The organism is Streptacidiphilus cavernicola (assembly GCF_042510955.1).
Classification (GTDB): domain Bacteria; phylum Actinomycetota; class Actinomycetes; order Streptomycetales; family Streptomycetaceae; genus Streptacidiphilus; species Streptacidiphilus cavernicola.
Genome location: NZ_JBHFAB010000002.1, coordinates 272,654 through 292,948, shown reverse-complemented (window position 1 = coordinate 292,948; position 20,295 = coordinate 272,654). Strand labels below are relative to the sequence as shown.

At 71.8% G+C, this 20,295-nt stretch carries 21 protein-coding genes; 8 read left to right on the top strand and 13 right to left on the bottom strand.

Annotation, left to right across the window (positions count from 1 at the left end; genetic code table 11):
• Positions 1-48 precede the first annotated feature (48 nt).
• Positions 49-1,509 carry an ATP-binding SpoIIE family protein phosphatase gene (locus tag ACEZDE_RS03535; protein WP_380531908.1) on the bottom strand — a complete coding sequence of 487 codons (1,461 nt, stop codon included), beginning with the start codon at positions 1,507-1,509 and terminating at the stop codon, positions 49-51.
• 255 nt (positions 1,510-1,764) lie between these two features.
• On the opposite strand from ACEZDE_RS03535, the gene ACEZDE_RS03530 reads away from it, so the two are divergent.
• Positions 1,765-2,244 (top strand): hypothetical protein, encoded by a 480-nt coding sequence (locus tag ACEZDE_RS03530; RefSeq protein ID WP_380531906.1) that lies wholly within the window; start codon positions 1,765-1,767, stop codon positions 2,242-2,244.
• 9 nt (positions 2,245-2,253) lie between these two features.
• Here ACEZDE_RS03530 and ku read toward each other — a convergent pair whose 3' ends face one another.
• A complete protein-coding gene (gene ku, locus ACEZDE_RS03525; protein WP_380531904.1) occupies positions 2,254-3,249 on the bottom strand; it encodes a non-homologous end joining protein Ku in 996 nt (331 codons plus the stop codon).
• A 62-nt stretch (positions 3,250-3,311) separates the two neighbouring features.
• The gene (locus ACEZDE_RS03520) at positions 3,312-4,217 is read right to left on the bottom strand and encodes a hypothetical protein (RefSeq protein WP_380531901.1); all 906 of its coding nucleotides are present in this window, start codon (positions 4,215-4,217) and stop codon (positions 3,312-3,314) included.
• Positions 4,218-4,303: 86 nt separating this feature from the next.
• Here ACEZDE_RS03520 and ACEZDE_RS03515 point away from each other — a divergent pair, with 86 nt between their 5' ends.
• From ACEZDE_RS03515 to ACEZDE_RS03505, 3 genes are all read left to right on the top strand, one after another.
• Positions 4,304-5,347 carry a PHP domain-containing protein gene (locus ACEZDE_RS03515; protein ID WP_380531898.1) on the top strand — a complete coding sequence of 348 codons (1,044 nt, stop codon included), beginning with the start codon at positions 4,304-4,306 and terminating at the stop codon, positions 5,345-5,347.
• 11 nt (positions 5,348-5,358) lie between these two features.
• Positions 5,359-6,294, top strand: coding sequence for a non-homologous end-joining DNA ligase (gene ligD / locus ACEZDE_RS03510; RefSeq protein WP_380531895.1), 936 nt, complete (start codon positions 5,359-5,361; stop codon positions 6,292-6,294).
• A gap of 78 nt (positions 6,295-6,372) precedes the next feature.
• Positions 6,373-7,302 (top strand): sigma-70 family RNA polymerase sigma factor, encoded by a 930-nt coding sequence (locus ACEZDE_RS03505; RefSeq protein ID WP_380531892.1) that lies wholly within the window; start codon positions 6,373-6,375, stop codon positions 7,300-7,302.
• Positions 7,303-7,358: 56 nt separating this feature from the next.
• On the opposite strand, the gene ACEZDE_RS03500 is transcribed toward ACEZDE_RS03505, so the two are convergent.
• Entirely contained in the window at positions 7,359-8,054 is a 696-nt protein-coding gene (locus ACEZDE_RS03500) for an SDR family NAD(P)-dependent oxidoreductase (RefSeq protein WP_380531889.1), read from the bottom strand.
• Between the two features lie 174 nt (positions 8,055-8,228).
• Here ACEZDE_RS03500 and ACEZDE_RS03495 point away from each other — a divergent pair, with 174 nt between their 5' ends.
• On the top strand, positions 8,229-9,101 hold the full coding sequence (locus tag ACEZDE_RS03495; RefSeq protein ID WP_380531887.1) for a helix-turn-helix transcriptional regulator: 873 nt from the start codon (positions 8,229-8,231) through the stop codon (positions 9,099-9,101).
• 41 nt (positions 9,102-9,142) lie between these two features.
• Here ACEZDE_RS03495 and ACEZDE_RS03490 read toward each other — a convergent pair whose 3' ends face one another.
• The gene (locus ACEZDE_RS03490; RefSeq protein ID WP_380531884.1) at positions 9,143-10,057 is read right to left on the bottom strand and encodes an IS3 family transposase; all 915 of its coding nucleotides are present in this window, start codon (positions 10,055-10,057) and stop codon (positions 9,143-9,145) included.
• A 483-nt stretch (positions 10,058-10,540) separates the two neighbouring features.
• On the opposite strand from ACEZDE_RS03490, the gene ACEZDE_RS03485 reads away from it, so the two are divergent.
• Positions 10,541-11,278, top strand: a complete 738-nt coding sequence (locus ACEZDE_RS03485; protein WP_380531882.1) for a hypothetical protein — start codon at positions 10,541-10,543, stop codon at positions 11,276-11,278.
• Positions 11,279-11,348: 70 nt separating this feature from the next.
• Here the strand turns inward: ACEZDE_RS03485 and ACEZDE_RS03480 are convergent, their stop codons facing one another.
• Positions 11,349-11,744 (bottom strand): hypothetical protein, encoded by a 396-nt coding sequence (locus ACEZDE_RS03480; protein ID WP_380531879.1) that lies wholly within the window; start codon positions 11,742-11,744, stop codon positions 11,349-11,351.
• 168 nt (positions 11,745-11,912) lie between these two features.
• Between ACEZDE_RS03480 and ACEZDE_RS03475 the strand changes: the two genes are divergently transcribed.
• Positions 11,913-13,175 (top strand): IS701 family transposase, encoded by a 1,263-nt coding sequence (locus tag ACEZDE_RS03475; protein ID WP_380531877.1) that lies wholly within the window; start codon positions 11,913-11,915, stop codon positions 13,173-13,175.
• A gap of 125 nt (positions 13,176-13,300) precedes the next feature.
• On the opposite strand, the gene ACEZDE_RS03470 is transcribed toward ACEZDE_RS03475, so the two are convergent.
• Both ACEZDE_RS03470 and ACEZDE_RS03465 read right to left on the bottom strand, forming a co-directional pair.
• Entirely contained in the window at positions 13,301-13,816 is a 516-nt protein-coding gene (locus ACEZDE_RS03470; RefSeq protein WP_380531874.1) for a hypothetical protein, read from the bottom strand.
• A 12-nt stretch (positions 13,817-13,828) separates the two neighbouring features.
• A complete protein-coding gene (locus ACEZDE_RS03465; protein ID WP_380531871.1) occupies positions 13,829-14,425 on the bottom strand; it encodes a DUF6262 family protein in 597 nt (198 codons plus the stop codon).
• A 610-nt stretch (positions 14,426-15,035) separates the two neighbouring features.
• Between ACEZDE_RS03465 and ACEZDE_RS03460 the strand changes: the two genes are divergently transcribed.
• Positions 15,036-16,199 (top strand): ATP-binding protein, encoded by a 1,164-nt coding sequence (locus ACEZDE_RS03460; RefSeq protein WP_380531868.1) that lies wholly within the window; start codon positions 15,036-15,038, stop codon positions 16,197-16,199.
• Between the two features lie 251 nt (positions 16,200-16,450).
• On the opposite strand, the gene ligD (ACEZDE_RS03455) is transcribed toward ACEZDE_RS03460, so the two are convergent.
• The 5 genes from ligD (ACEZDE_RS03455) to ACEZDE_RS03435 form a co-directional block, all read right to left on the bottom strand.
• Positions 16,451-17,395, bottom strand: a complete 945-nt coding sequence (gene ligD, locus ACEZDE_RS03455; protein ID WP_380531865.1) for a non-homologous end-joining DNA ligase — start codon at positions 17,393-17,395, stop codon at positions 16,451-16,453.
• Positions 17,396-17,524: 129 nt separating this feature from the next.
• Positions 17,525-18,481, bottom strand: a complete 957-nt coding sequence (locus ACEZDE_RS03450) for an MBL fold metallo-hydrolase (RefSeq protein WP_380531862.1) — start codon at positions 18,479-18,481, stop codon at positions 17,525-17,527.
• On the bottom strand, positions 18,474-19,064 hold the full coding sequence (locus ACEZDE_RS03445; protein WP_380531859.1) for a winged helix-turn-helix domain-containing protein: 591 nt from the start codon (positions 19,062-19,064) through the stop codon (positions 18,474-18,476). Before ACEZDE_RS03445 ends, ACEZDE_RS03450 begins: the two co-directional genes overlap by 8 nt.
• A gap of 70 nt (positions 19,065-19,134) precedes the next feature.
• Positions 19,135-19,350 carry a hypothetical protein gene (locus ACEZDE_RS03440; protein ID WP_380531856.1) on the bottom strand — a complete coding sequence of 72 codons (216 nt, stop codon included), beginning with the start codon at positions 19,348-19,350 and terminating at the stop codon, positions 19,135-19,137.
• 319 nt (positions 19,351-19,669) lie between these two features.
• Complete coding sequence (locus ACEZDE_RS03435) at positions 19,670-20,248, bottom strand: hypothetical protein (protein WP_380531853.1); 579 nt, start codon at positions 20,246-20,248, stop codon at positions 19,670-19,672.
• Positions 20,249-20,295 lie beyond the last annotated feature (47 nt).

Sequence of the window (20,295 nt, the reverse complement as noted above, 5' to 3'; positions counted from 1 at the left end):
CCCGGCCCGGCGGCGGCGAACCTGTGCCCCAGCCCGCCGGGGCCGGTGTCAGCGCAGTAGGACCGGCAGTGCCTGCTCGATCCAGATCGTCTTGCCGGTGTCGGTGTAGCGGGTGCCCCAGCGGTCGGCGATCTGGCTGACCAGGTCGAGGCCCCGGCCGCCCTCGTCCATCAGCTGCGCGTGCCGCAGCCGCGGGGCCGAGCTGCTGCAGTCGCTCACCTCGCAGATCAGCGCGCGGTCCCTGATCAGCCGCACGGTGACCGGGCCGCGGGCATGGGTGACCGCGTTGGTGAGCAGCTCGCTGACCGCCAGCTGGGTGCCGAACGCCATGTCGCCCAGCCCCCAGGCCTCCAGCTGCGCGGTGACCGCGTTGCGGGCCCGCGGCACGGAGCGCGGCGCGGCCGGGTAGTCCCAGCTGGCCACGTCGGCGGTCGGCAGGGTCCTGGTCCTGGCCAGCAGCAGGGCGACGTCGTCGTCGGTGCTGACATGCGGGCTCGAGCAGACCCGGTCGGCCATGCCGTCCAGCCCGGGGCCGCCGTGGGCGAGGTCGTCGGCGAGGTGGGACAGCGCGACGTCGGTGTGGTTGCGGCGCAGGTCGAGCAGGCCGTCGGTGTAGAGCGCGATGACCGTGCCGGGGGCGATGGCGAAGTCGACCTTGCGGAACCGGGTGCCACCGAGCCCCAGCGGCGGGTGCTCGGGGAGCCGGGCGAACTCGACCCGGCCCTCCCGGTCCACGAAGGCGGGCGGCGGCTGGCCCGCGCCGGCCATGCTGCCGTGCCCGGTGACCGGGTCGTAGACCAGGTAGAGGCAGGTGGCGGCCAGCTCGCACTGCTCCTCGTTGGCCCCGGTGCGGGCGACCAGGTCGTCCATCCTGGCCAGCAGCTCGTCCGGGCCGAGGTCCAGATCGGCCAGGGTGTGCACGGCGGTGCGCAGCCGCCCCATCATCGCGGCGGCGTGGATGCCGTGCCCGGCCACGTCCCCGATCACCAGGGCGACCCGGGAGCCGGACAGCGGGATCACGTCGTACCAGTCGCCGCCGACGCCGGCCTTGGTGTCGGCCGGGATGTAGCGGTGGCACACCTCGACCGCGCTGCTGTGCGGGAACTGCCGTGGCAGCAGCCCCTGCTGCAGCGCCAGCGCCAGATCCCGGCTGTGCGCCAGCGCGCGTTCGCGCACCCGCGCCTGCGCCATCAGCACGGCGACCACCGCGGAGGTGGCGACGAAACCGAGCTTGATCAGCCACACCGAGGTCTCGCCCTCGGCCAGCTGGCTCCGCAGCAGTACGTACGTCCCCAGCGTCAGTGCGCCCACCGCGGCCGTCCCGGCCACCGTGTGCACCGCCGCTGCCAGGAACGGCACCACCGCCAGGACCAGGCCGTAGTGCCCCGCGGGGCTGGCCAGCAGCAGCGCCAGGGCTGCCAGCAGCAGTGTCGTCAGGGGAATCGCCCGCCGGGCGGCACTGCCCGGATTGCGGCACACCCACGACAGGGCCTGCGAGGCTGCCTGCATGAAGGCCAACTTTCTGCGCCCGGCACAGCCGACCGGTTGTCGGCAGTGATGCGCGGTTTCGACAGCCGGTCCACGGGTACGGAGAGCCACATAAGCGGGAGGCCGTCTGTCTCACACCCTACGTCTCGGCAGGGCGAGGGCAAGAGCAGGACGATGAGATCACTCCAGGTGACAGCCTGCTCACCGGCCCGTTCACCGGCTCGGACGGGACAACCGCGGTTGTCGCTCCCGGGCCGCGGGCCTAGGGTGACTGACATGCCCAGCACACCGTTCGCCCTGGTGCTGTCCGAGGACGAGATCGCCGCGCTCGCCGACGAGGCCGTGGCCGACCTGGCCCGGCGGGTGGCCCGGCGCGCCTTCCGCCCGCTGGGCGGCTCGCACCCGGCCGGGGCGCCACCGGCCCCTCGAACGGCGGGCGGCTCCAGCCCGTCCAGCGGCACCCGATCGGGGGGCTCCAGCCCCTCAAGCGGCTCCAGTGCCTCAAGCCCCTCCAGCGCCTCAAGCGCCGAGGACCCGTTGGCCACCCTGCACGCGCTGGCGCACCTGCAGCGCGCGTTGGCCCGGCAGATCGACCGGACCGCCGCCCGCGCGGCCCACGCCGGGGCCGGTTACCCGGAGCTGGGCCAGGCCTGCAATATGACCCGGCAGGGCGCCCGCCGCCGCTGGCCCGGCCTGGTCCCGGGCACCGCCGCGGCCGTCCCCACCCGGACACCCACCGCCGAGCCGCAGGGCTGAGGGAGGGCTTCAGGCCGCGCCTGCCTTGCGTCCGGACCTGCGGGCGGGGGCGGCCAGGGCGTCGAGCAGCTCTTCGCGGGACATCTTGGAGCGTCCGGCGATGCCCCGCTCGGTCGCCCGTGCGTACAGCTCGGCCTTGCTGAGGCCGTCCAGGCCCGCGTCCTGCTTGATCGGGGTGACCTTGGCCGGCTCGTCGTCGTCGTCGGCGGCCTTGGCCGGGCTGCTGCTGCCGGCCCGGTCGAGGCTGGCCCGCAGCGCCTCGATCAGGTCGATCACATTGGTGGCCTCGGGGGCGGCCTCGGCGCTGACGACCTCCTGCCCGGCCCGCTTGGCGTCGATCAGCTCGTGCACCCGGTCCTCGAAGGTGTTGCGGTACTGGTCCGGGTCCCACTCGGTGCTGAGCGCCTCGATCAACTGCCGGGCGGCGGCCAACTGCTTGTGGTCGACCTTGGTCCGCTCGGGCAGCGAGGGCAGCTCCTCGGCGGCCGAGCGGACCTCGTCGGCGTAGTGCAGCGTGTGCAGCTGCAGCACGTCACCGGCCGGGCGGATCGCCGCCAGGTACTCCTTCCCGCGCATCACGAAGTTGGCCACCCCGACCTTCTGGCTGTCCTCCAGCGCCTCCCGCAGCAGGCCGTAGATCTGGGTGAACTCCTCACCGCGCGGCGCCAGGAAGTACGAGCCGGTGAAGTAGACCGGGTCCACCGCCGCGAGGTCGACGAACGCGGAGACGTCGATGACCCGGGAGCGCCCGGGGGCGATCTGCTCCAACTCCTTGGGATCGATCACCACGTACTGGTCGTCGCCCAGGTTGTAGCCCTTGACGATGTCGCCGAACTCCACCTCGCGGCCGGTCCGCTCGTTCACCCGGCGGATCCGGACCCGGTCGGTGGTGCCGCGCTGGATTTGGTGGAAGTGGGTGGTGCGGTCCTCGGTCGCCGAGTACATCCCGACCGGGACGGTGACCAGTCCGAAGCTGAGGGCTCCGGTCCATATCGCTCGCGCCATCATCGGTTCCTTGGGTCTAGGGGGTTGGGTGGTTTGCGGTCTGATGCTGGACGGTGGAGGGGTCAGGCGGCCTTCTGGCCCAGGTACTGCAGGTGTTCGGCGGCGTCGCGGGCCAGGCCGGAGGCCTTGCGGGCGGCACGGTCGGTGGTCTCGACCCGGCTCCGGGCCGAGCGGACGGCGGTGGCCGCCTTCCGCTCCTCGTCGCGGGCCTGCTGCAGCCGGGCGGTGAGGTCGGCGATGCTGCGCCGCAGGCGCTCGCGCTGGGCGGTGGCCCGGTCCAGCGCGCGGCGGGCCGCGACCGCGGCGGCCTGCGCCTGCTTGGCGTCCTGCTCCGCCTCGGCCCTGCGCCGCCGCGCCTCGGCCCGGCGGTCCGCCTCGGCCTGCCGCCGTGCCGCGGCGCGCTCGGCGGCCGGGTCCGGTGCGGCGGGCGAGGACGTCGCGGCGGGGGAGCGCGCGGCGCCGGGGGAGCGGGTCGGGGCGGATGCGGACAGTGCGGCGGAGCCCGAGGCAGCCGCGCCGCGGGTGCTGCTCAGGCGGCCGGTGGCGAAGGCGTCGGCCAGCTCCTGGTCGGCGAGGACCGCCTGCAGGTGGTCCTCCAGGTCCTGCCGCGGGCCCTCGCCGACGCTGAGGCCGGCCCGGGTCGCGGCCTGCCCGGCCTGCCGGGACAACGCGCTGACCACCGACCTTCGCCGCGCCGTCAGCTCGCGCAGCTCCGGGCCGTCCAGCGCGTCCTGGGCGGCGCGCAGCCCGGCGCCGAGCTCCAGCAGCGCCCGGACCTCGTCCGGGTGCTCGCGGACCAGCAGGTCGGCCAGCCAGGCGCCCAGCGTGGGCCGCCGCAGCGCCTTGATCCGGGCGGCGGCGTCCGGCTCCCCGTCCTTGCGGGCCTGCGCCGCCGCGGCGTCGCGAGCCGCGGTGAACTGCGCCGGGAGCAGCCCGTACAGCTCGTCCGCGACCTGGTCGACGTCCACGACGACTCTCCTTCCCTTATTTCCATATTCGTACCTATTGGGCGGATTTGGGTATGGGAGGTCCGCCGACGGGGATACGTCCCTGCATGGAACCGGTGGAGGCGCTGGAGCGGATCGCGTTCCTGCTGGAGCGCGAGCAGGCGCAGACCTACCGGGTGCAGGCCTTCCGGCACGCCGCCGAGGTGGTGGGCGGCCTGTCCCGGGTCGAGGTGCTGCAGCGGGCGGTGGCCGGGCGGCTGACCGACCTGGAGGGCATCGGCAGCAAGACCGCCCGGGTGGTCGCCGAGGCCGCCGCCGGGCGGGTTCCGTCCTATCTGGCCGACCTGGAGCAGCGGTCCGCCGCCGCGCCGCTCGGCGGCGGGGCCGGACGCGCGCTGCGGGCCGCCCTGCGCGGCGACTGCCACCTGCACTCGGACTGGTCCGACGGCGGCAGCCCGATCGAGGCGATGGCCCGCGCCGCCCGCGACCTTGGGCATGAATGGGCGGCGCTCACCGACCACTCGCCCCGGCTCACCATCGCCCGTGGACTGTCCGCGGACCGGCTGCGCGAGCAGTTGGACGTGGTCGCCGAGCTGAACGAGCGGATGGCGCCGTTCCGGCTGCTCACCGGGATCGAGTGCGACATCCTGGCCGGCGGCGGCCTGGACCAGCAGGACGACCTGCTGGACCGGCTCGACCTGGTCGTCGCCTCGGTCCACTCCGGGCTGCGGGCCGACCCGCGGACGATGACCCGCCGCTTGGTCGCCGCCGCCGAGAACCCGCTGGTGGACGTGCTGGGGCACTGCACCGGACGGCTGCTGTCCGGCAAGGTCCGGCCCGAGTCCGACTTCGACGCCGAGCAGGTGTTCGCGGCCTGCGCGGCCGGTGGCACCGCGGTGGAGGTCAACAGCAGGCCTGAACGGCTCGACCCGCCGCGTCGGCTGCTGCGGTCGGCCCGCGACGCCGGGGTGCTGTTCGCGATCGACAGCGACGCGCACGCCCCGGGCCAGCTGGACTGGCAGATCCTCGGCTGCGCCCGCGCCGAGGAGTGCGGGATCACCGCGGACCGGGTGGTCAACACTTGGACCGCCGAGCAGCTCCTCACCTGGACCCGCACCCGCGCCGTCCCCACGTCCCCCCGAACCAGCTGACCGGAGCGCCGATGCCCGCCGCCGAACGTCCCGCCGCCGAACGAACCGCCGCCGAACGCACCGTCGTCGACGTCGAAGGACGCCGGGTCTCGCTGTCCCACCTGGAGCGGGTGCTCTACCCGCGGACCGGGACCACCAAGGCCGCGGTGCTGCACTACTACACCCAGGTCGCCCCGTTCCTGCTGCCGCACCTGGCCGGACGCCCGGCCAGCTTCCTGCGCTGCCCGACCGGAGTGGACGGCGAGCGGTTCTGGGCCAAGAACGTCCCGGCCGGGGCCCCGGACTGGGTCCGGGTGCTGGACGTCGAGGTGCGCACCGCGACGCTGCGGCAGGTGGTGGTCCAGGACCTGCCCACGCTGGTCTGGGCGGGCAACCTGGCCTGCCTGGAGATCCACACCCCGCAGTGGCGCGAGGCCCCCGACCTGCACGACCGGCTGATCATCGACCTGGACCCGGGCGAGGGCACCAGCATGACCGACACCTGCGCCGCCGCCCTCGCCGTCCGCGAGGTGCTGGCCGAGGACGGGATCGCGGCCTGGCCCAAGACCAGCGGCTCCAAGGGCGTGCACCTGGTCGCGCCGCTGCGGCCGTCCCCGGCGGAGGCGGTCAGCCGCTACGCCAAACGGCTCGCCGGACGGCTGCGCGAGCGCTACCCCGGGCTGGTCATCGACCGGATGAACCGCGACGCCCGGCACGGGCTGATCTTCCTGGACTGGTCGCAGAACACCGGGATGAAGACCACCGTGGCCCCCTACTCGCTGCGCGCCCTGGCCGAGCCCACCGTCTCCACCCCGGTGGGCTGGGAGGAGCTCGCCGACTGCCGCGACCCCGAGGGCCTGCGGTTCACCCCGGAGCAGGTGGTCGCGCGGGTCGCCGAACGGGGGGACCTGATGGCTCCGCTGCTCGACCCGTCCGGACGGGAGGAGCTCCCGGGCGTTCCCGGCTGAGCGGGAACCGTCACATCGGCGGCTGCTCCGGGGTCTACTTCCGAGGAGAGCGAACGAGGAACGGGGAGAGACCGACCGATGACGGACGACAGCGCGAGCGCGAGCGCATGGCTGCCCGAGCGGTTCGACGAGCACCGGGCCCGGCTGCGGGCCGTGGCCTACCGGATGCTCGGCTCGGCCGGCGAGGCGGACGACGCCGTCCAGGAGGCCTGGCTGCGGGTCAGCCGGGCCGACACCGACGAGGTGGAAAACCTCGGCGGCTGGCTGACCACGGTGGTGGCCCGGGTCTGCCTGAACATGCTGCGCACCCGCCGGTCACGGCGCGAACTGCCGCTCGACCTGGGACTGCCGGAGACCGCCGGCGCCGTCCAGGAGACCGCGGCCGGGATCGACCCCGAACAGGAGGCGCTGCTGGCGGATTCGGTCGGCCTCGCCCTGCTGGTGGTGCTGGACACGCTGACCCCGGGCGAGCGGCTCGCCTTCGTGCTGCACGACATCTTCGCGGTGCCGTTCGACGAGATCGCGCCGATGCTGGACCGCTCCCCGGCGGCGGCCCGGCAGTTGGCCAGCCGCGCGCGCCGCCGGGTCAAGGGCGTGCCCCGGGTGCCCGACGCCGACCTGGCCCGGCAGCGCCGGGTCGTGGACGCCTTCCTGGCCGCGTCGCGCGGCGGGGACTTCGAGGCGCTGGTCGCCCTGCTCGACCCGGACGTGGTGCTCCGTGCCGACCGGTCGGCCGGGCCGACCCCCGAGCCGCTGCTGCTGCGCGGCTCGCACACCGTCGGCAGGGGCGCGTCCGGCGCCTCGGCGCGGATCCCGTTCACCCGTCCGGCGTTGGTGGACGGGACGGTCGGGCTGGTGATGGCGCCGCGCGGAAAGCTGTTCCTGGCGCTCGCCTTCACCATCACCGGGGAGCGGATCACCGAGATCGACGTGATCGCCGACCCGGACCGGCTGGACCGGCTCACCCTCGCCGTCCTGGACGACCGAACGGGAGAGTGGGACGACTGACCGGGGGAGCGGGACGGGGTGACGGCTGCGGCTGGCCGCTGCGGCTGACCGCCTGCTCACCAGCCGACGGGGCCGAACCGGTCGATGAAGCGGCCGGTTCCGGCGTCGGCGGTCTCGGTCGCCAGGGCGACGATCGCGTCGGTTCCCTGAGCCACGGTCTGCGGGCCGCTGTGGCCGTTGAGGTCGGTGGCGGTGTAGCCGGGGTCGGCGGCGTTCACCCGGATGCCGGGCAGGCCCTTCGCGTACTGGGTGGTCAGCATCGTCACCGCGGCCTTGGACGCGGTGTACAGCGGCGCGGTGATCCGCGACTCGACCCGGTCCGGGTCGTGGGTGAGCGCCTGCGAGCCCATCCCGCTGCTGACGTTGACCACCGCCGGGCGGTCCGAACCGCGCAGCAGCGGCAGGAACGCGCCGGTGACCCGGACCACGCTGATCACATTGGTCGCGAAGACCTCCGCCGCGTCGGCCGCGGTGAGTTCTTCGGCGGGTGCGTGCGACCCGATGATCCCGGCGTTGTTGATCAGCGTGTCGATCCGGCCCTCGTGCTCCCGGACATCGGCGGCGGCTGCGGCGACCGAGGCGTCGTCGGTGACGTCGATCCGTACGAAGCGGGCGCCGAGCCGGTCGGCCGCGGCCTGGCCCCGCTCGGGGTCGCGGGCGCCGACGATCACGGTGTGGCCCAGCTCGATCAGGCGGCGGGCGGTCTCGTAGCCGAGGCCCTTGTTGGCCCCGGTGATGAAGGTGATGTTCATGGACCCAGCGTCGGCGCACCGCGCACGAACAACCAGGGAGGGCCGGACGGTAGGAAAAGCAGTACCACCCCCGGCGCGGCCGGACCGACCCACCCGCCGCTGGTCCGACCCACAATGGACCCATGCCCACGGAGCAGCCGGGCCCCGCGGGGAAGCCATGACCACGGAGCAGCCATGACCACTGCGGACGCGACCGGTCTCGGCGCCACGATCCGCTCCTGGCGCGACCGGCTCACCCCGGCGGCGGTGGGACTGCCCGCGGGCCGGGCCCGCCGGGCCGTCGGCCTGCGCCGCGAGGAACTCGCCGAGTTGGCCGGGGTCTCGGTCGACTACGTGGTGCGGCTGGAGCAGGGACGGGCCACCACACCGTCCGCGCAGGTCGCCGGAGCGCTCGCGCGGGCGCTGCGGCTCAGCCGCGAGGAGCGCGACCATCTCTACCGGCTGGCGGGGCTGCAACCGCCGAGTGACGGCATGGTCAGCGACCATATCCCGCCCGGGATGCAGCGTGTGGTCCAGCGGCTCGGGGCGACTCCGGTGGCCGTGTTCGCCGCGGACTGGCGGCTGCTGTGGTGGAACCGCGGCTGGGCCGCGCTGCTGGGCGACCCCTCGACCGTCGCGCCGAACGAACGGAACCTCGTCACCTCGCGGTTCCCGACCGCAGCCGGACGCGGGCAGCTCTCCCCACGGCTGATCGTCTCGGAGAACGCCGAGGCCACCGACCGGGCGATCGTCGCCGACCTGCGCCGCGCGTCCGCCCGCTACCCGGCGGACCCCCGGCTGACGGAGCTGCTCCGCACCACCGTCGCCGGGAACCCGCACTTCGCCCGGCTGTGGCGGGCGGGCGCGGTCGGCACCCACGCCGAGGACCGCAAGACCATCCACCACCCGGTGGTCGGCCCGATCACCGTCGACTGCGACGTACTCGCCGACACCGACACCGACCTCAAGATCGTCGTCTACACCGCGGAGCCGGGCAGCGAGGAGCAGACCAAACTCGACCTGGTCCGGGTGGCGGGCATCGTCGTTCTCACATCCACCGATGGATGACGGGGCTGGTAGAGACCCTCACTCCAACCAGCCGCGTAGGCTCATGATGTCAATCCCCTCGAATCGTAGAGACCTTCCTTATGCGGTTCGGTCCTGCTGAATGTGGCCGGTGCGCGCGTTGCTGATGATCCGTTCGAACTCGGTGGGTGATGGCCAGCTGCCGAGGTATGTCTGCGGCGGGTGTTGTAGAAGTCGGTGATCCAGGTGGCGATCTTGATCCTGGCCTGGTCCCGGGTGGCGAAGTGGCGCCGGTGGATGTACTCGACCTTGATCAGCGAGTTGAAGCTTTCGGCGGCGGCGTTGTCCAGGGCCGAGCCCACGCGCCCCATCGACTGGACCACGCCCAGCCTGTCGCACAGGCCGTTGTAGGCCTGGCTCGTATACTCGCTGCCGCGGTCGCCGTGGAAGATCACGCCGTCCACTTCGCCTCCCAGGGTGGCGGCCGCCACCCTCAGGGATGCGCAGACCAGAGCGGCGTCGTGCCGCTCACCCATCGCGTAGCCCAGGCAGCGACGGGAGAACAGATCGATGACCGTGGCCAGGTAGAGCTTGCCCTCGCCGGTGTCGGTCTCGGTCATGTCACCGACCCACAGCACGTCGGGCCCGATCGCGTCGAAGCCGCGGTGGACCAGGTCGGGGGCCGCTCTTCGTCTGCCCTGGCGGGTCAGCGAGTGCCGTCTTCGCGGCGGTCTGCGGCCCTGCAGGCCCAGGTCGGCCATGATCTCGGCGACGGTGTTCACCGAGACCTGCCAGCCCTCGGCCCAAAGGTCCAGCGTGATCCTCGGCGAGCCATAGGTGTCACCGGACTCCCGGAAGAAATGCGTAACCCGCTCCTCCAAGGCTGCCCGTCTGGCCTCGCGCTTCGTCGGCTCGGCCGGTCTGCGTCGCCACTTGTAGAACCACGCCTGGGACACGCCGAGCGCGCGGCAGGCGACGGTGTGCGGGATGCCGTGCACGGTCCTCTGGTCGCTGATCGCCCCGACGAGCACCGCCGGGTCCGCTCGACTTCTGCGGCCGCGTGCAGATTCTCCTCTCGCAGCCGTTCCGGATGCGCTTCGAGGCGAACGGGCGCTGGCGGCGGCACACCCCGGATTACCTCGTGGTTTCCGACGACGGGTCTTCGTCGTTGACGTCCGTCCGGCAGGGCTGATCAAGTCCGAGGACGAGGAGTCCTTTGCCGCCGCTCACGAGCTCTCGCTGGCCTGTGGCTGGCGCTACGTGGTCGTGGCGGCGGGCTGGTCGCCGCACGTCCAGGCAACTCTGGACGCGATGTACGCGCGGCGGCGCCCGATGGGCGACCCCTTGAATCTGCGCCCGGGGCTACTCGCGGCAGCCGAGCATGGTGTGACCTTCCGCGAGGCCGCGATGGCCTGCCATGTCTGGTCAGCTTGCTTGACATCCCGTGGACGGTCGGCCCGGTCGGGGTGGATGATCCGGTCATGCCGACTGAAGAAGAGCTCGTTTCGATGGAGGTGCGCATCGCGGCCGCGTCCACCGGGGCGTGGGTTCCCGTGCTGGAGACTCGCGGTGCGACCGGCGGGGCGAGCTGCATCCAGATCGCTCCGGCCACTGCCGTGGACGACGATGAGGTGTATCTCAGTCGGTTCATCAACGGAGAGCAGGTCCAGGTCAGTCCGGACCTGCAACTGGATGCCGATCTCGATTTCATCGCTTCCGCACGACAGGACATGCCCCGCTTGATCTCTGAGGTGAGGCGACTGCGCGCACTGCTGCGGGGGGACAGTGACCGGCGGCATGCCGCTTTCGTGGCGCTCCGTGAGCTCGGGCGAAGCCAGGACTACCGCGACCGGGCGGACGCCGGTCGCGGCCTGGCGGCCTTCGCCGACGTGCAGGAGGCCATCGAGCCACTGCTGGAGCTCGTGCTCGACCCGGGCGACACCTTCGTCACCCGGGTGACCGCGGAAGCCGTGCTCCGGAGAAGGGACAGGATCGGGCTGACGATCGTCGCCTCCGCGCTGGCGGTTGCCGACTGGAGTCACAGCGAATGGATCCACACGGCGGTCCGCGATGTGTTCGCTATCTTCTCCGAAGAGAGGGACAGAGCGATGCAGCTGTGCGAAGAGATGCTGCAAGACCCTGACGACCGCGTTGCCCTGGGGGCCCGTCAGCTCTACGAAGCCCTGGCCGGGATCGACCCCGTTCTTCGCTCCAAGTAGCTCCCGCAGCGCGGGACAGGCTTCAGTAAGGCGTACAGAGCTGGAGCGAACCGGTGGCACTTCGGTCTCGTCAGCGGCGAATCAGGGAGATTGTCTTGTGGACGGCGTCGAACAGCGTCCAGCCGTCGAGCTCTTCGGTGGTGGGTTCTCCGGGGTTCAGGCCATGCCGGATGGCCTCGTCGAGCAGAGCCCTGACGGTGCCGGGTTCGTGAAGGTTGAGGGTTCTGCCGTCGCGGGTTCCGACGGTCCCGGACGGCTGCGGATAGCCGTCCGGGACGAGCCAGTCAGGGCCGTATGGGAAGTGGATTCGCAGGCCGCCGCGACCTTCCAGTGAGCGGATGGACAGCGTTTCGCAGCAGTCCTCGCAGGTGCCATCAGCGAGCGCGTGGTGAGTGTGCCGCAGCGACCACAGGTAGGTCCTATCGTCGATCGTGAGGTGGCGTTTCCTCTTTCCGCTGCGAGTCATCCGCAGATCGTAGCGGTGGCCGAGGGTCGGACTTCAGGGTCGGCTAGTACTCCAGTGGGAGTTCTCCGTATGTCCTGGTCAGCGGCCTGGTGGTGGTGAGTGCAGCCGGGCTGCTGCGGGGCCGGGGCCGGTTTCGCGGGCGGGTCGCACGAAGGTGTGCCCTGGCGCATGCTGTGGCAGTGCGGTGGACAGCCCACGGATGTGCTCGATGATCTGCCCACGGAGACGTGGGGCCGGGAACTGGACGAGTTGCTCCTACGAGTCGGGTCCCGCTTCGGTCAGGTTGAACCAAGGCGGCGGATGCGGGACTACGTGCAAGGACTCCTTGGCCCGGTAGGCCGCAAGAACAGCTGGCAACTGGCCGAGTACGCAGGCCATTCGGCCCCGCACCGGCTGCAGCACCTGCTCGCAGGAGCCTGCTGGGACGCGGACCAGGTCCGCGACGACCTCCAGGCCTACGTCGCCGAACGCCTCGGCGCCCCCAACGGCGTCCTGATCATCGACGACACCGGCTTCGTCAAGAAGGGCACCGTCTCCGCCGGCGTCCAGCGCCAGTACTCCGGCACCGCGGGCCGGACCGAGAACTGCCAGATCGGCGTCTTCGCCGCCTACGCCACCACCAAGGGACACGCCCTGGTCGACCGCGAACTCTACCTGCCCAAGTCCTGGACCGAGGACCGCGAACGCTGCAAGACCGCCCGCATCCCTGAGGACCGCACCTTCGCCACCAAGCTCGACTTGGCCCGGGCCATGGTCCGCCGCGCTCTGACCTCATCCCTGCCGATCGCCTGGGTCACCGCGGACTCCGCCTATGGCCAGGACTCCCACTTCCGCCGCTTCCTGGAAGACGCCGGGCTGTCCTACGTGGTCGCCGTCCCCAAGTCCCAGCAGGTCCACGGCCCACGCATCGACCACCTCCTCAGCGGAGCCCCTCCCGAAGCCTGGCGGCGCCTGTCCGCTGGCCCGGGCGCCAAGGGCGAACGCCTCTACGACTGGGCCGCCGCCCGGCTGCCGGCAGTCTGGGAGTTCGACGGCGACGAACCCATCCGCCAGCGCTGGATGCTGGCACGCCGCAGCATCGCCAAGCCCGACGAGGTGGCCTACTACCTCGCCTGCGCACCCTTGGACGCCACCGTCGCCGACCTCGTCCGTATCGCCGGATGCCGCTGGAGGATCGAGGAGTCCTTCCAGAGCGCGAAGAACGAGTGCGGCCTGGACCAGTACGAAGTGCGGCGCTTCGTGGGCTGGTACCGCCACATCACCTTGGCCATGCTCGCCCACGCGTTCCTGGCTGTCCTGGCCGCCCAGGAGCGTGAAAAGGGGGAGGCGCCCACGACACACCCGAGCTCGTGGACCTCACGCCCGCCGAAATTCGCCGTCTGCTGGCAGATGGACCCCGCCACCGTCCTGCATCCCGCGACCACACACTGACCTGGTCCCACTGGCGCCGCCGACACCAGGCACACGCACGCCGCTGCCACTACAAACGACGCGGACACGCCTTCGTGCGACCCGCCCGCGAAACCGGCCCCGGCCCCGCAGCAGCCCGGCTACACTCACCGCCACCAGGCCGCTGACCAGGACATACGGAGAACTCCCACTGGAGTACTAGGGCCGTCGTAGTAGCCCGGACGCGCCAGCAAGACGGAGTTGAAGAAGTAGCCCTGTTCGTCCTCCGGGTCGTCCTCTCCCTGGAAGGGGCGCCAGAAGCTGAGCAGTAGGTCCGGCGCGATGAACGACGCAGGATCGTCCTCCGCGGCGACGATCGTGGTGACCTCGGCCATGCGGCTGACGACGTCCCGGGCCGGCAGTCCGAACACGTCAATGCCGCGGAAGAGGACGATGCCGGACCGCTGGGAGGGACGGCCGAGTTCGACAGCTTCCAGGAGGTCGCGGGTGCATGCGATGCTGATCATGAGGCCGCTCGGCCGGAAGATGTGCTGCCCCGCCCGGTCGGATGCGGAGATCGCCGTGGGTTCCCGCAGCGATTCCAACGCGTGGTTCGCGGCCTGGCGTGTCATGCCGATCTGCAGGGGACCGACGCCTGCGGGCGGAGCGAGCTCGAAGTGCATGCGCGCATCGTGTCACGGTGCCTCCGGCTCGCCAGCAGGGGCCGCGATGCGGGCTTCGAGGTCGGCGACGCGGCGGTCCTGGAAGCGGAGGTTGGTGCGGGCGGCCTTGAGGCGTTCGTCGAGGGTGCGGTTGTCGGTGGTGAGCTGGCGGACGCGCTGCTTGAGGGCGGTGTTCTCGGTGGTGATCCGCTGGAGGGTCTCTTCGGTCCACTCGGTCTGCAAGTCGCGGACCTGGCCGAGGAGTTCACCGATGCGGGTGCGCTGGGACTGGATCTCGGCATGGGCAGACTTGAGGGCACCTTCGGCGTTCAGTGCGCGTTCGCGCCAGGTCGCCTCTCGCTCGTCGTCCTGGTCGGCGAGTGTTCGGTGGCGCTGGTTGCCCGCCTCGGCAAGTGCTGCGGCGACGGCGGCTCTGGCCTGGGGGTTGTCGTAGAGGAAGGTGCGGGAGACGCTCGCGCGGCGGCCGACTGCGGCGACGCTGACCTGGGCCTTCTCGCGACGCAGTCTGGCGATGGCTTCGTGGACGCGGCCCAGGGCGGTCTCGGTCTTGCGGTGCCGGGCGGCGAGAGTCGCGGCGGTGCGGGCCTGGGGAGCGGTGCCGATGGTCATGCGACCTCCTCTGCTGTGCCGTCCGGCCCCGGAGGCATCCGCCTTCGTCTGGGCCAAGGTCACCCAGGGTGAGCCCCGCTTCGCGCCACGACCGATCGAAGCAGCTCAACCGGCTCCGGTCCGCAGCACGTGGCTCCAGCGCCGCAGCAGCACCTGGGCCAAACTTATTCACCCAGACCCAATGGCCCACTACGCGGCCCTGCGCGACCTCCTGCTTCAACACGCCGAGCATCTCACCCGGGAGATCGACAGCGATCCGGATGCTGCCCGGCTTCATGTGACTGCGCGTTCTGGCTGGTCCCGTCCGGCCTCGTCGGTGCTCGGTCAGAGACCGGATCAGTGCGGCGGCGAAGCCGACAGACATGGAGTCCCGGACTGACGCGCAAATTGATGAAATTGGGGACCTCGGGGCCGTCAAAAACGGTGTCGTACGCGGCTTCGCCGGGCCCGTGGCAGCGATCCGGCGCCAGTTTGCGACCTCGGGATCGACCGTCTCCAGGCAGGCTCTCACCCGCCCGTCTACGCACACGGCAAACATGACCTGACCTGGTGTTTTCCAGAGATTCGCCTAGGCTGAGCAGTTCTGCTGGACAGCATCGGAGGGGACGTCATGAGCGAGGAAGCCAGCAAGTACGACGCCAGCCAGATCCAGGTGCTGGAGGGGTGGGAAGCCATCCGGAAGCGGCCTGGGATGTACATCGGCTCGACCGGTGAACGCGGCCTGCTTCACATGGCCTTCGAGGTCGCCGACCGGGCCGTGAACGAGGTCCTCGCCGGCCACGCCAGCTGCGTCGCCGTCACCCTCACACCCGACGGCGCCGTGCGTGTCGCCGACGACGGGCGGGGTGTCCGTATCGACGAATCGGGAGCCAGCGGCAATTCCGGCCTCGAAGCCCTGCTGACCCGGTTTCAGACCGGGCCGGCAACCGGAGGCCGCCACGACGTGACGCTCGGCTTCTGCGGGGTGGGACTCTTCGTCGTCAACGCCCTGTCGAGCCGGATGACGGCCGAAGTGCGGCGCGGGGGAGCCTACTGGGTTCAGGAGTACGCGCGCGGGCTGGCCGTCACCCCGCTCACCGAGGCGGGCACGTCGACCGGTAGCGGGACCACCATCACCTTCTGGCCCGATGCCGACATCTTCGGGGCCGCGGAGTTCTCGTTCGACGGGCTGGCCGAGCGTTTCCGGGAACTGGCTTTGCTGAACCGGGGCTTGGAGGTCTCTCTGACCGATCAGCGCCTCCCGGGCGAGTCCCGGTCGGCGCGCTTCCGGTACCCCGACGGCGCGCGGGAATTCGTGGCGATCCTTGACGAGCAGCAGAAGGAACCCGTTCATCCGCACATCATCGGCTTCGAGCGGGAGGAGCCGCGGATGGCGGGGACAGTGGAGGTGGCCCTGCGTTGGCGTGCCTCCCACGACGAGCGGGTCCGGAGCTTCGCCAACAGCCGGCCCACTGACGGTGGCACACACGAGCGCGGCTTCCGCGACGGGGTCGCTGCCGCAGTCACCGCATACGCACGGGAGCGGCGGCTGCTGACTGCGACGGATCCCGACCTTGACGCTGATCGGATCGGCGAAGGTCTGACGGCGGTCGTGTCGGTGAAGCTGGACCATCCCGAGTTCGAGGGCTCCACGTGCGGCTGGCTGGGTAACGCCGCAGTGCGCGCCTGCGTCGAACAGGCCGTTCAGGAACACCTCGGCAAGTGGCTGGAAGGACACCCGGAACAGGCCGCAGCCGTCATCGACCGGATCATCCAGGGCGCCCGCCAGGACTGACCAGGAACAGGCCGCCCTGCCGGTCCCCGGGAATCGGGCCGACGGGGCGGCCTGCAGCACACGGCGGTCGACCATGGGCTCGAAACCGTCCAAGAGAGACGTCGCGCTTCGGTGGGGCTGTTGGGCGGACGACAGATCCGGTGCTGACCCGACAGTTAGCGTGCTGAGTCACAGCCACGGCAGCTCGCCGGAACCGCGCGAGTGACAGATATCGCGATCAAGTGACAACTATCTTGACCAGTCACAGTTGACTACTCGGCGGCGGGGCCGCGGAGGCCTTTCCAGACGGGTTGGCGGAGGTGGCCGCCTCGGGTGGTTTCGGCGTATTCGACTTCGCCGGTGAGGTGGGGGGTGACCCAGCGGGTGCCGGTGGCGGGGCGGGAGGGGCCCTTGGCGAAGGGGGAACGGGGGGCCGCGGCCGGGTCGAGGAGGCGGCGGAGGTGGCGGCGTTCGGGGGCGGAGAGGCCGGAGCCGACCGCGCCGACGTAGCGCAGGCCGTCCGGTTCCGGCACGCCGACCAGCAGGGAGCGGGGCTCGCCGAGGTCGTCGGCCAGCCAGCCGCCGATCAGCACGTCGAGGGTGGGGCGGAACTTCACCTTGATCCAGTCCGGGGAGCGCCGACCCGGCTGGTAGGGGGAGGCCAGCCGCTTCAGGATGACGCCCTCCAGCTGCCGCTCCCTGGTCCAGTCGAGGCCGGCCTGCAGGTCGCCGATCCACGCGGGCAACACCGCGGCCGGGGCGTCCGGCGGCAGGACCAGCTGTTCCAGCAGCCGCCGCCGCTCCAGGTAACCGAGGCCGGTTACCTGCTCGCCGCGGTGGACCAGGACGTCGAACAGCATCAGGGTCACCGGCGTGGTGGTGCGGGCGATCCGGATTCGGCTCCGCTGACGCAGCGTCATCCGCTGCTGGAGTCGCCCGAACGAGGGGAGTCCGGTGGCCGGGTCCAGGGCGACCACTTCGCCGTCCAGGACCAGCGGGGCGTCGGCGGCGAGGGCGCCGAGCGCCTCCAGTTCCGGGTAGCGGGTGGTGGCGTCGCCGCCCGAGCGGGCGAAGGCCTTCACCGTCCCGTCGGGGTCGACCGCGGTGATGACGCGCATGCCGTCCCACTTCACCTCGGCCGCCCATTCCGCGCTCTCGGCGGGGAAGGGACCGTCGCCGGCCAGCATCGGAGGGATCCAGCCGGGGTGATCGGGCATGTCCGGACCGTAGGCGACGGCGGGGTGCGGGGGCGGAAGGCGCGACGGTGGCGGTCGGGCGCGTCACCCCGTCGGCCGTCTCACCCCGTCGGTCACGTCACTCGTCGGCTGCGTCACCCGCCGTTCGCGTCACCCCACCCGCCTCCTCGGCGACAGGCGGTGGGCCAGGCCGCGGGCCAGCAGTCGCAGTGAGGTGGTGAAGCCCATGCCGTGGTAGATGATGAAGTCGTCGAAGCCGTGCACCCCGGGCCGGTCGGCGACCGAGTCGGCGGCGTCGCGGACGGCGGTCAGCTGAGCCACGGTCAACTGCGGGGGCACCTCGCCGGGCTGGTAGGGCGCGCCGAGCGGGAAGTCCTGGCCGGGCCTGGTGGACATCTCGACGTGGCAGCCCAGCACATGCGTCACCGAGTGGGTCTCGGTGAAGGCGACCAGCCGGTGCAGGGTGCTGGTGAAGGCCGGGAAGTCCTTCACGTAGAGGCGTCCCGGCAGCACCGTGTCGCCGGTGAACAGGATGCCGGTCCACGGGTCGTAGGTGGTGACGGACGCCGCGTGGTGCCCCGGTGTCCCCATCAGCTGGAGCACCCGGCCGCCGAGGTCGAACGCGACGGGCCGGCCGAGCCAGTCGGTGAGGCCGAAGAACTCCTGGACCGCCTCGACCTCCCTCGGCACCACCGTCGTCGCCGGGCGGTCGGCGAACTGGGCGTCCCCGGCCACGTGGTCGTTGTGGCCGTGGGTGTGCGCGACGACGAGTTCGTAGCCGGGGCGCGGGTGCTCGGCGAGCCAGGCGTCGATCAGGCCGTCGACGGTCTCCCGCAGCGGGAAGCGCGCCGGGTCCTCGGTCGCGCCGCTGTCCAGCAGCAGCGCCCGGTCGTTCCCGAACAGCAGGAACATGAACGGCGCCTCGGTGTTGACGGTCTTGCTCTGCCGCAGGACGACGGTGTGCTCGTCGTAGTGGTGCACCTGTATCGCCGGATCGGCGGCCTCCCGCTTGGACCGGACCCCGTGGATCCACCGCACGTCCAGGGAGCCGGTGACCGGCGCGGCGGTCCGGAAGTCGATCAGGCCGTCGGTGGCGCTCTCAGTCATCGGAACCACTTTCCTCGTCATCTCCCAGGTTGAGGTCCGGCAGCGGAGCCGCTGCCGTGAAGAACCGGACGAAGCGCTGTCCGGGGCGCAGCTCGCCGCCGGACGCTTCGAACGCGGCGATGTGCGGTGCGAGGACGTCCAGCCAGCTCTGCTTGACCGCGGCGAGCTGCTCCGCGGTCATCGGGATGGTGGCCGACATGGTGGAACTGGCGGCCCGCCAGTCCGCGGGCTCGTCGGCGGCGCGTTCGACGTAGTCGATGATCAGGGCGGTCTCCCGCTCCACCACCACCCGGTTGAGCTGTTGGGCGATCGTCGGGTCGAGGTTCTGCGAGGTGGCGAGGTTCATCCTCAGGTCGGTGATCCGCCAGCGGCGCTCGCGCCGGTCCCGGCCGGGGCCCGCGTCCTCGATGAATCCGTACTTGGCCAGTTGTCGCAGGTGGAACGAGCAGGTCGCCTGGGACTGCCCCAGCGCGCGACCGCACTGAGCGGCGGTCACCGGGCCGCTCCGGCCGACCAGTTCGAGCAGGTCCAGCCGGATCGGGTGTGCCAGGGCCCGGATCGCCTGGGGGTCACTGATCCTCATGCCGACTGAGCGTACGCCGATTCAGGTGAATGTCAAAGAGTTCTTTGGCATTTTTCGGATCGCTCTCCGGTCACTCCGGGCCCAGCTCCGCTTCCGCCTCGTCGGAGATGTCCCAGCGGCCGGACGGAATGCTGTAGCGGTCCATGAGGGCCTGGAGGGCGGCACGGGTGGGGACCGGCTCCAGGTCGCCGACGACGTGCATGTCCCGGTCGTAGACCTGCGCCACGACGGCCCTGTCGTCCGGCCTGACCCAGACCGCGAGCTGATAACCCTGATCACGCGTCATCTCTCCAGCATCGCCCGGCGCACCGGTCCCGGCCAGCCGGGACGGCAGGGCCGAACGGGGGGTGGAGTCCCTTCGGTCCCGGTCCGGCCCGGCGCCCGGCTGGGGCGCCGCGGCGCCGGAGGGTGGCGGCGGCGCCGGAGGGTGGCGGCGGCGTCGGGACCGAGCGGCTCCGCCTGGGGCCGGCGACGTGGGGCAGGGTGCCCGGAGCCGGAGCCGGAGCCGGAGCCGGAGCCGGAGCCGGAGCCGGAGCCGGAGCCGGAGCCGGAGCCGGAGCCGGAGCCGGAGCCGGAGCCGGGCGCCCCGCCCACGTCGGGGGGTGCTACCGGCGGAGCTTCCAGCGGCCCTGGCCGGCGGGCAGGGTGTCCGGGGTCCCGTACAGGTGGCCGACCAGCTCGGCGAGTTCCGCGACCGGGCGCTGGGCCGCGGCGGAGTGCAGGGCGTTCGCGGCCTGGTCGTCGACGAGCAGCGGGACCATTGCGGCGATGTCCTCGACCGGACGCTCGGCCGCGGTGGTGTTGAGCACCTCCCGGGCGTAGCCGGACTGGCCGTTGCCGAACAGCAGGGCCGCCAGCTCGGCGAGTTCTGCGACCGGGCGCTGCGCAGCCGCCAGTCGCAGGGCGTGGACCGCCTGCGGGCTGCCGACCTTCGGGACCACGGCGGCGAAGTCCTCGACCGTGCGCAGCGTCGCCGTGGTGTCGAGTATCTGCTGTGCGTAGTCGGACTGGTCGGCCTCGTTGAGCATCGCCACCAGCTGGACCAGCTCGTCGGCCGGGCGCTGGAGCGCCACCGCCCGCAACAGCGGTGCGGTGCCGCCTGGTTGGGACCCGTCGGCGGAATCCGGGTCCTCCTGACGGTCTTTCAGCAGGGTGGTCTCGCTGCTGGACATGGCGCGTGCCACGGGTGCCTCCTGGTTGTGTGAACTCACCGGGGAGCCCACGGCCCGTG

What these genes read in the sequence shown, in the direction of transcription:
- ACEZDE_RS03500 (WP_380531889.1), bottom strand. Translation starts at nt 8,054, where the DNA reads ATGAACATCACCTTCATCACCGGGGCCAACAAGGGCCTCGGCTACGAG.
- ACEZDE_RS03460 (WP_380531868.1), top strand. Translation starts at nt 15,036, where the DNA reads ATGAGCGAGGAAGCCAGCAAGTACGACGCCAGCCAGATCCAGGTGCTG.
- ligD (WP_380531895.1), top strand. Translation starts at nt 5,359, where the DNA reads ATGCCCGCCGCCGAACGTCCCGCCGCCGAACGAACCGCCGCCGAACGC.
- ACEZDE_RS03535 (WP_380531908.1), bottom strand. Translation starts at nt 1,509, where the DNA reads ATGCAGGCAGCCTCGCAGGCCCTGTCGTGGGTGTGCCGCAATCCGGGC.
- ACEZDE_RS03475 (WP_380531877.1), top strand. Translation starts at nt 11,913, where the DNA reads ATGCTGTGGCAGTGCGGTGGACAGCCCACGGATGTGCTCGATGATCTG.
- ligD (WP_380531865.1), bottom strand. Translation starts at nt 17,395, where the DNA reads ATGCCCGATCACCCCGGCTGGATCCCTCCGATGCTGGCCGGCGACGGT.
- ACEZDE_RS03465 (WP_380531871.1), bottom strand. Translation starts at nt 14,425, where the DNA reads ATGACCATCGGCACCGCTCCCCAGGCCCGCACCGCCGCGACTCTCGCC.
- ACEZDE_RS03480 (WP_380531879.1), bottom strand. Translation starts at nt 11,744, where the DNA reads ATGACTCGCAGCGGAAAGAGGAAACGCCACCTCACGATCGACGATAGG.
- ACEZDE_RS03485 (WP_380531882.1), top strand. Translation starts at nt 10,541, where the DNA reads ATGCCGACTGAAGAAGAGCTCGTTTCGATGGAGGTGCGCATCGCGGCC.
- ACEZDE_RS03515 (WP_380531898.1), top strand. Translation starts at nt 4,304, where the DNA reads ATGGAACCGGTGGAGGCGCTGGAGCGGATCGCGTTCCTGCTGGAGCGC.
- ACEZDE_RS03445 (WP_380531859.1), bottom strand. Translation starts at nt 19,064, where the DNA reads ATGAGGATCAGTGACCCCCAGGCGATCCGGGCCCTGGCACACCCGATC.
- ACEZDE_RS03505 (WP_380531892.1), top strand. Translation starts at nt 6,373, where the DNA reads ATGACGGACGACAGCGCGAGCGCGAGCGCATGGCTGCCCGAGCGGTTC.
- ACEZDE_RS03440 (WP_380531856.1), bottom strand. Translation starts at nt 19,350, where the DNA reads ATGACGCGTGATCAGGGTTATCAGCTCGCGGTCTGGGTCAGGCCGGAC.
- ACEZDE_RS03470 (WP_380531874.1), bottom strand. Translation starts at nt 13,816, where the DNA reads ATGCACTTCGAGCTCGCTCCGCCCGCAGGCGTCGGTCCCCTGCAGATC.
- ACEZDE_RS03450 (WP_380531862.1), bottom strand. Translation starts at nt 18,481, where the DNA reads ATGACTGAGAGCGCCACCGACGGCCTGATCGACTTCCGGACCGCCGCG.
- ACEZDE_RS03530 (WP_380531906.1), top strand. Translation starts at nt 1,765, where the DNA reads ATGCCCAGCACACCGTTCGCCCTGGTGCTGTCCGAGGACGAGATCGCC.
- ku (WP_380531904.1), bottom strand. Translation starts at nt 3,249, where the DNA reads ATGGCGCGAGCGATATGGACCGGAGCCCTCAGCTTCGGACTGGTCACC.
- ACEZDE_RS03495 (WP_380531887.1), top strand. Translation starts at nt 8,229, where the DNA reads ATGACCACTGCGGACGCGACCGGTCTCGGCGCCACGATCCGCTCCTGG.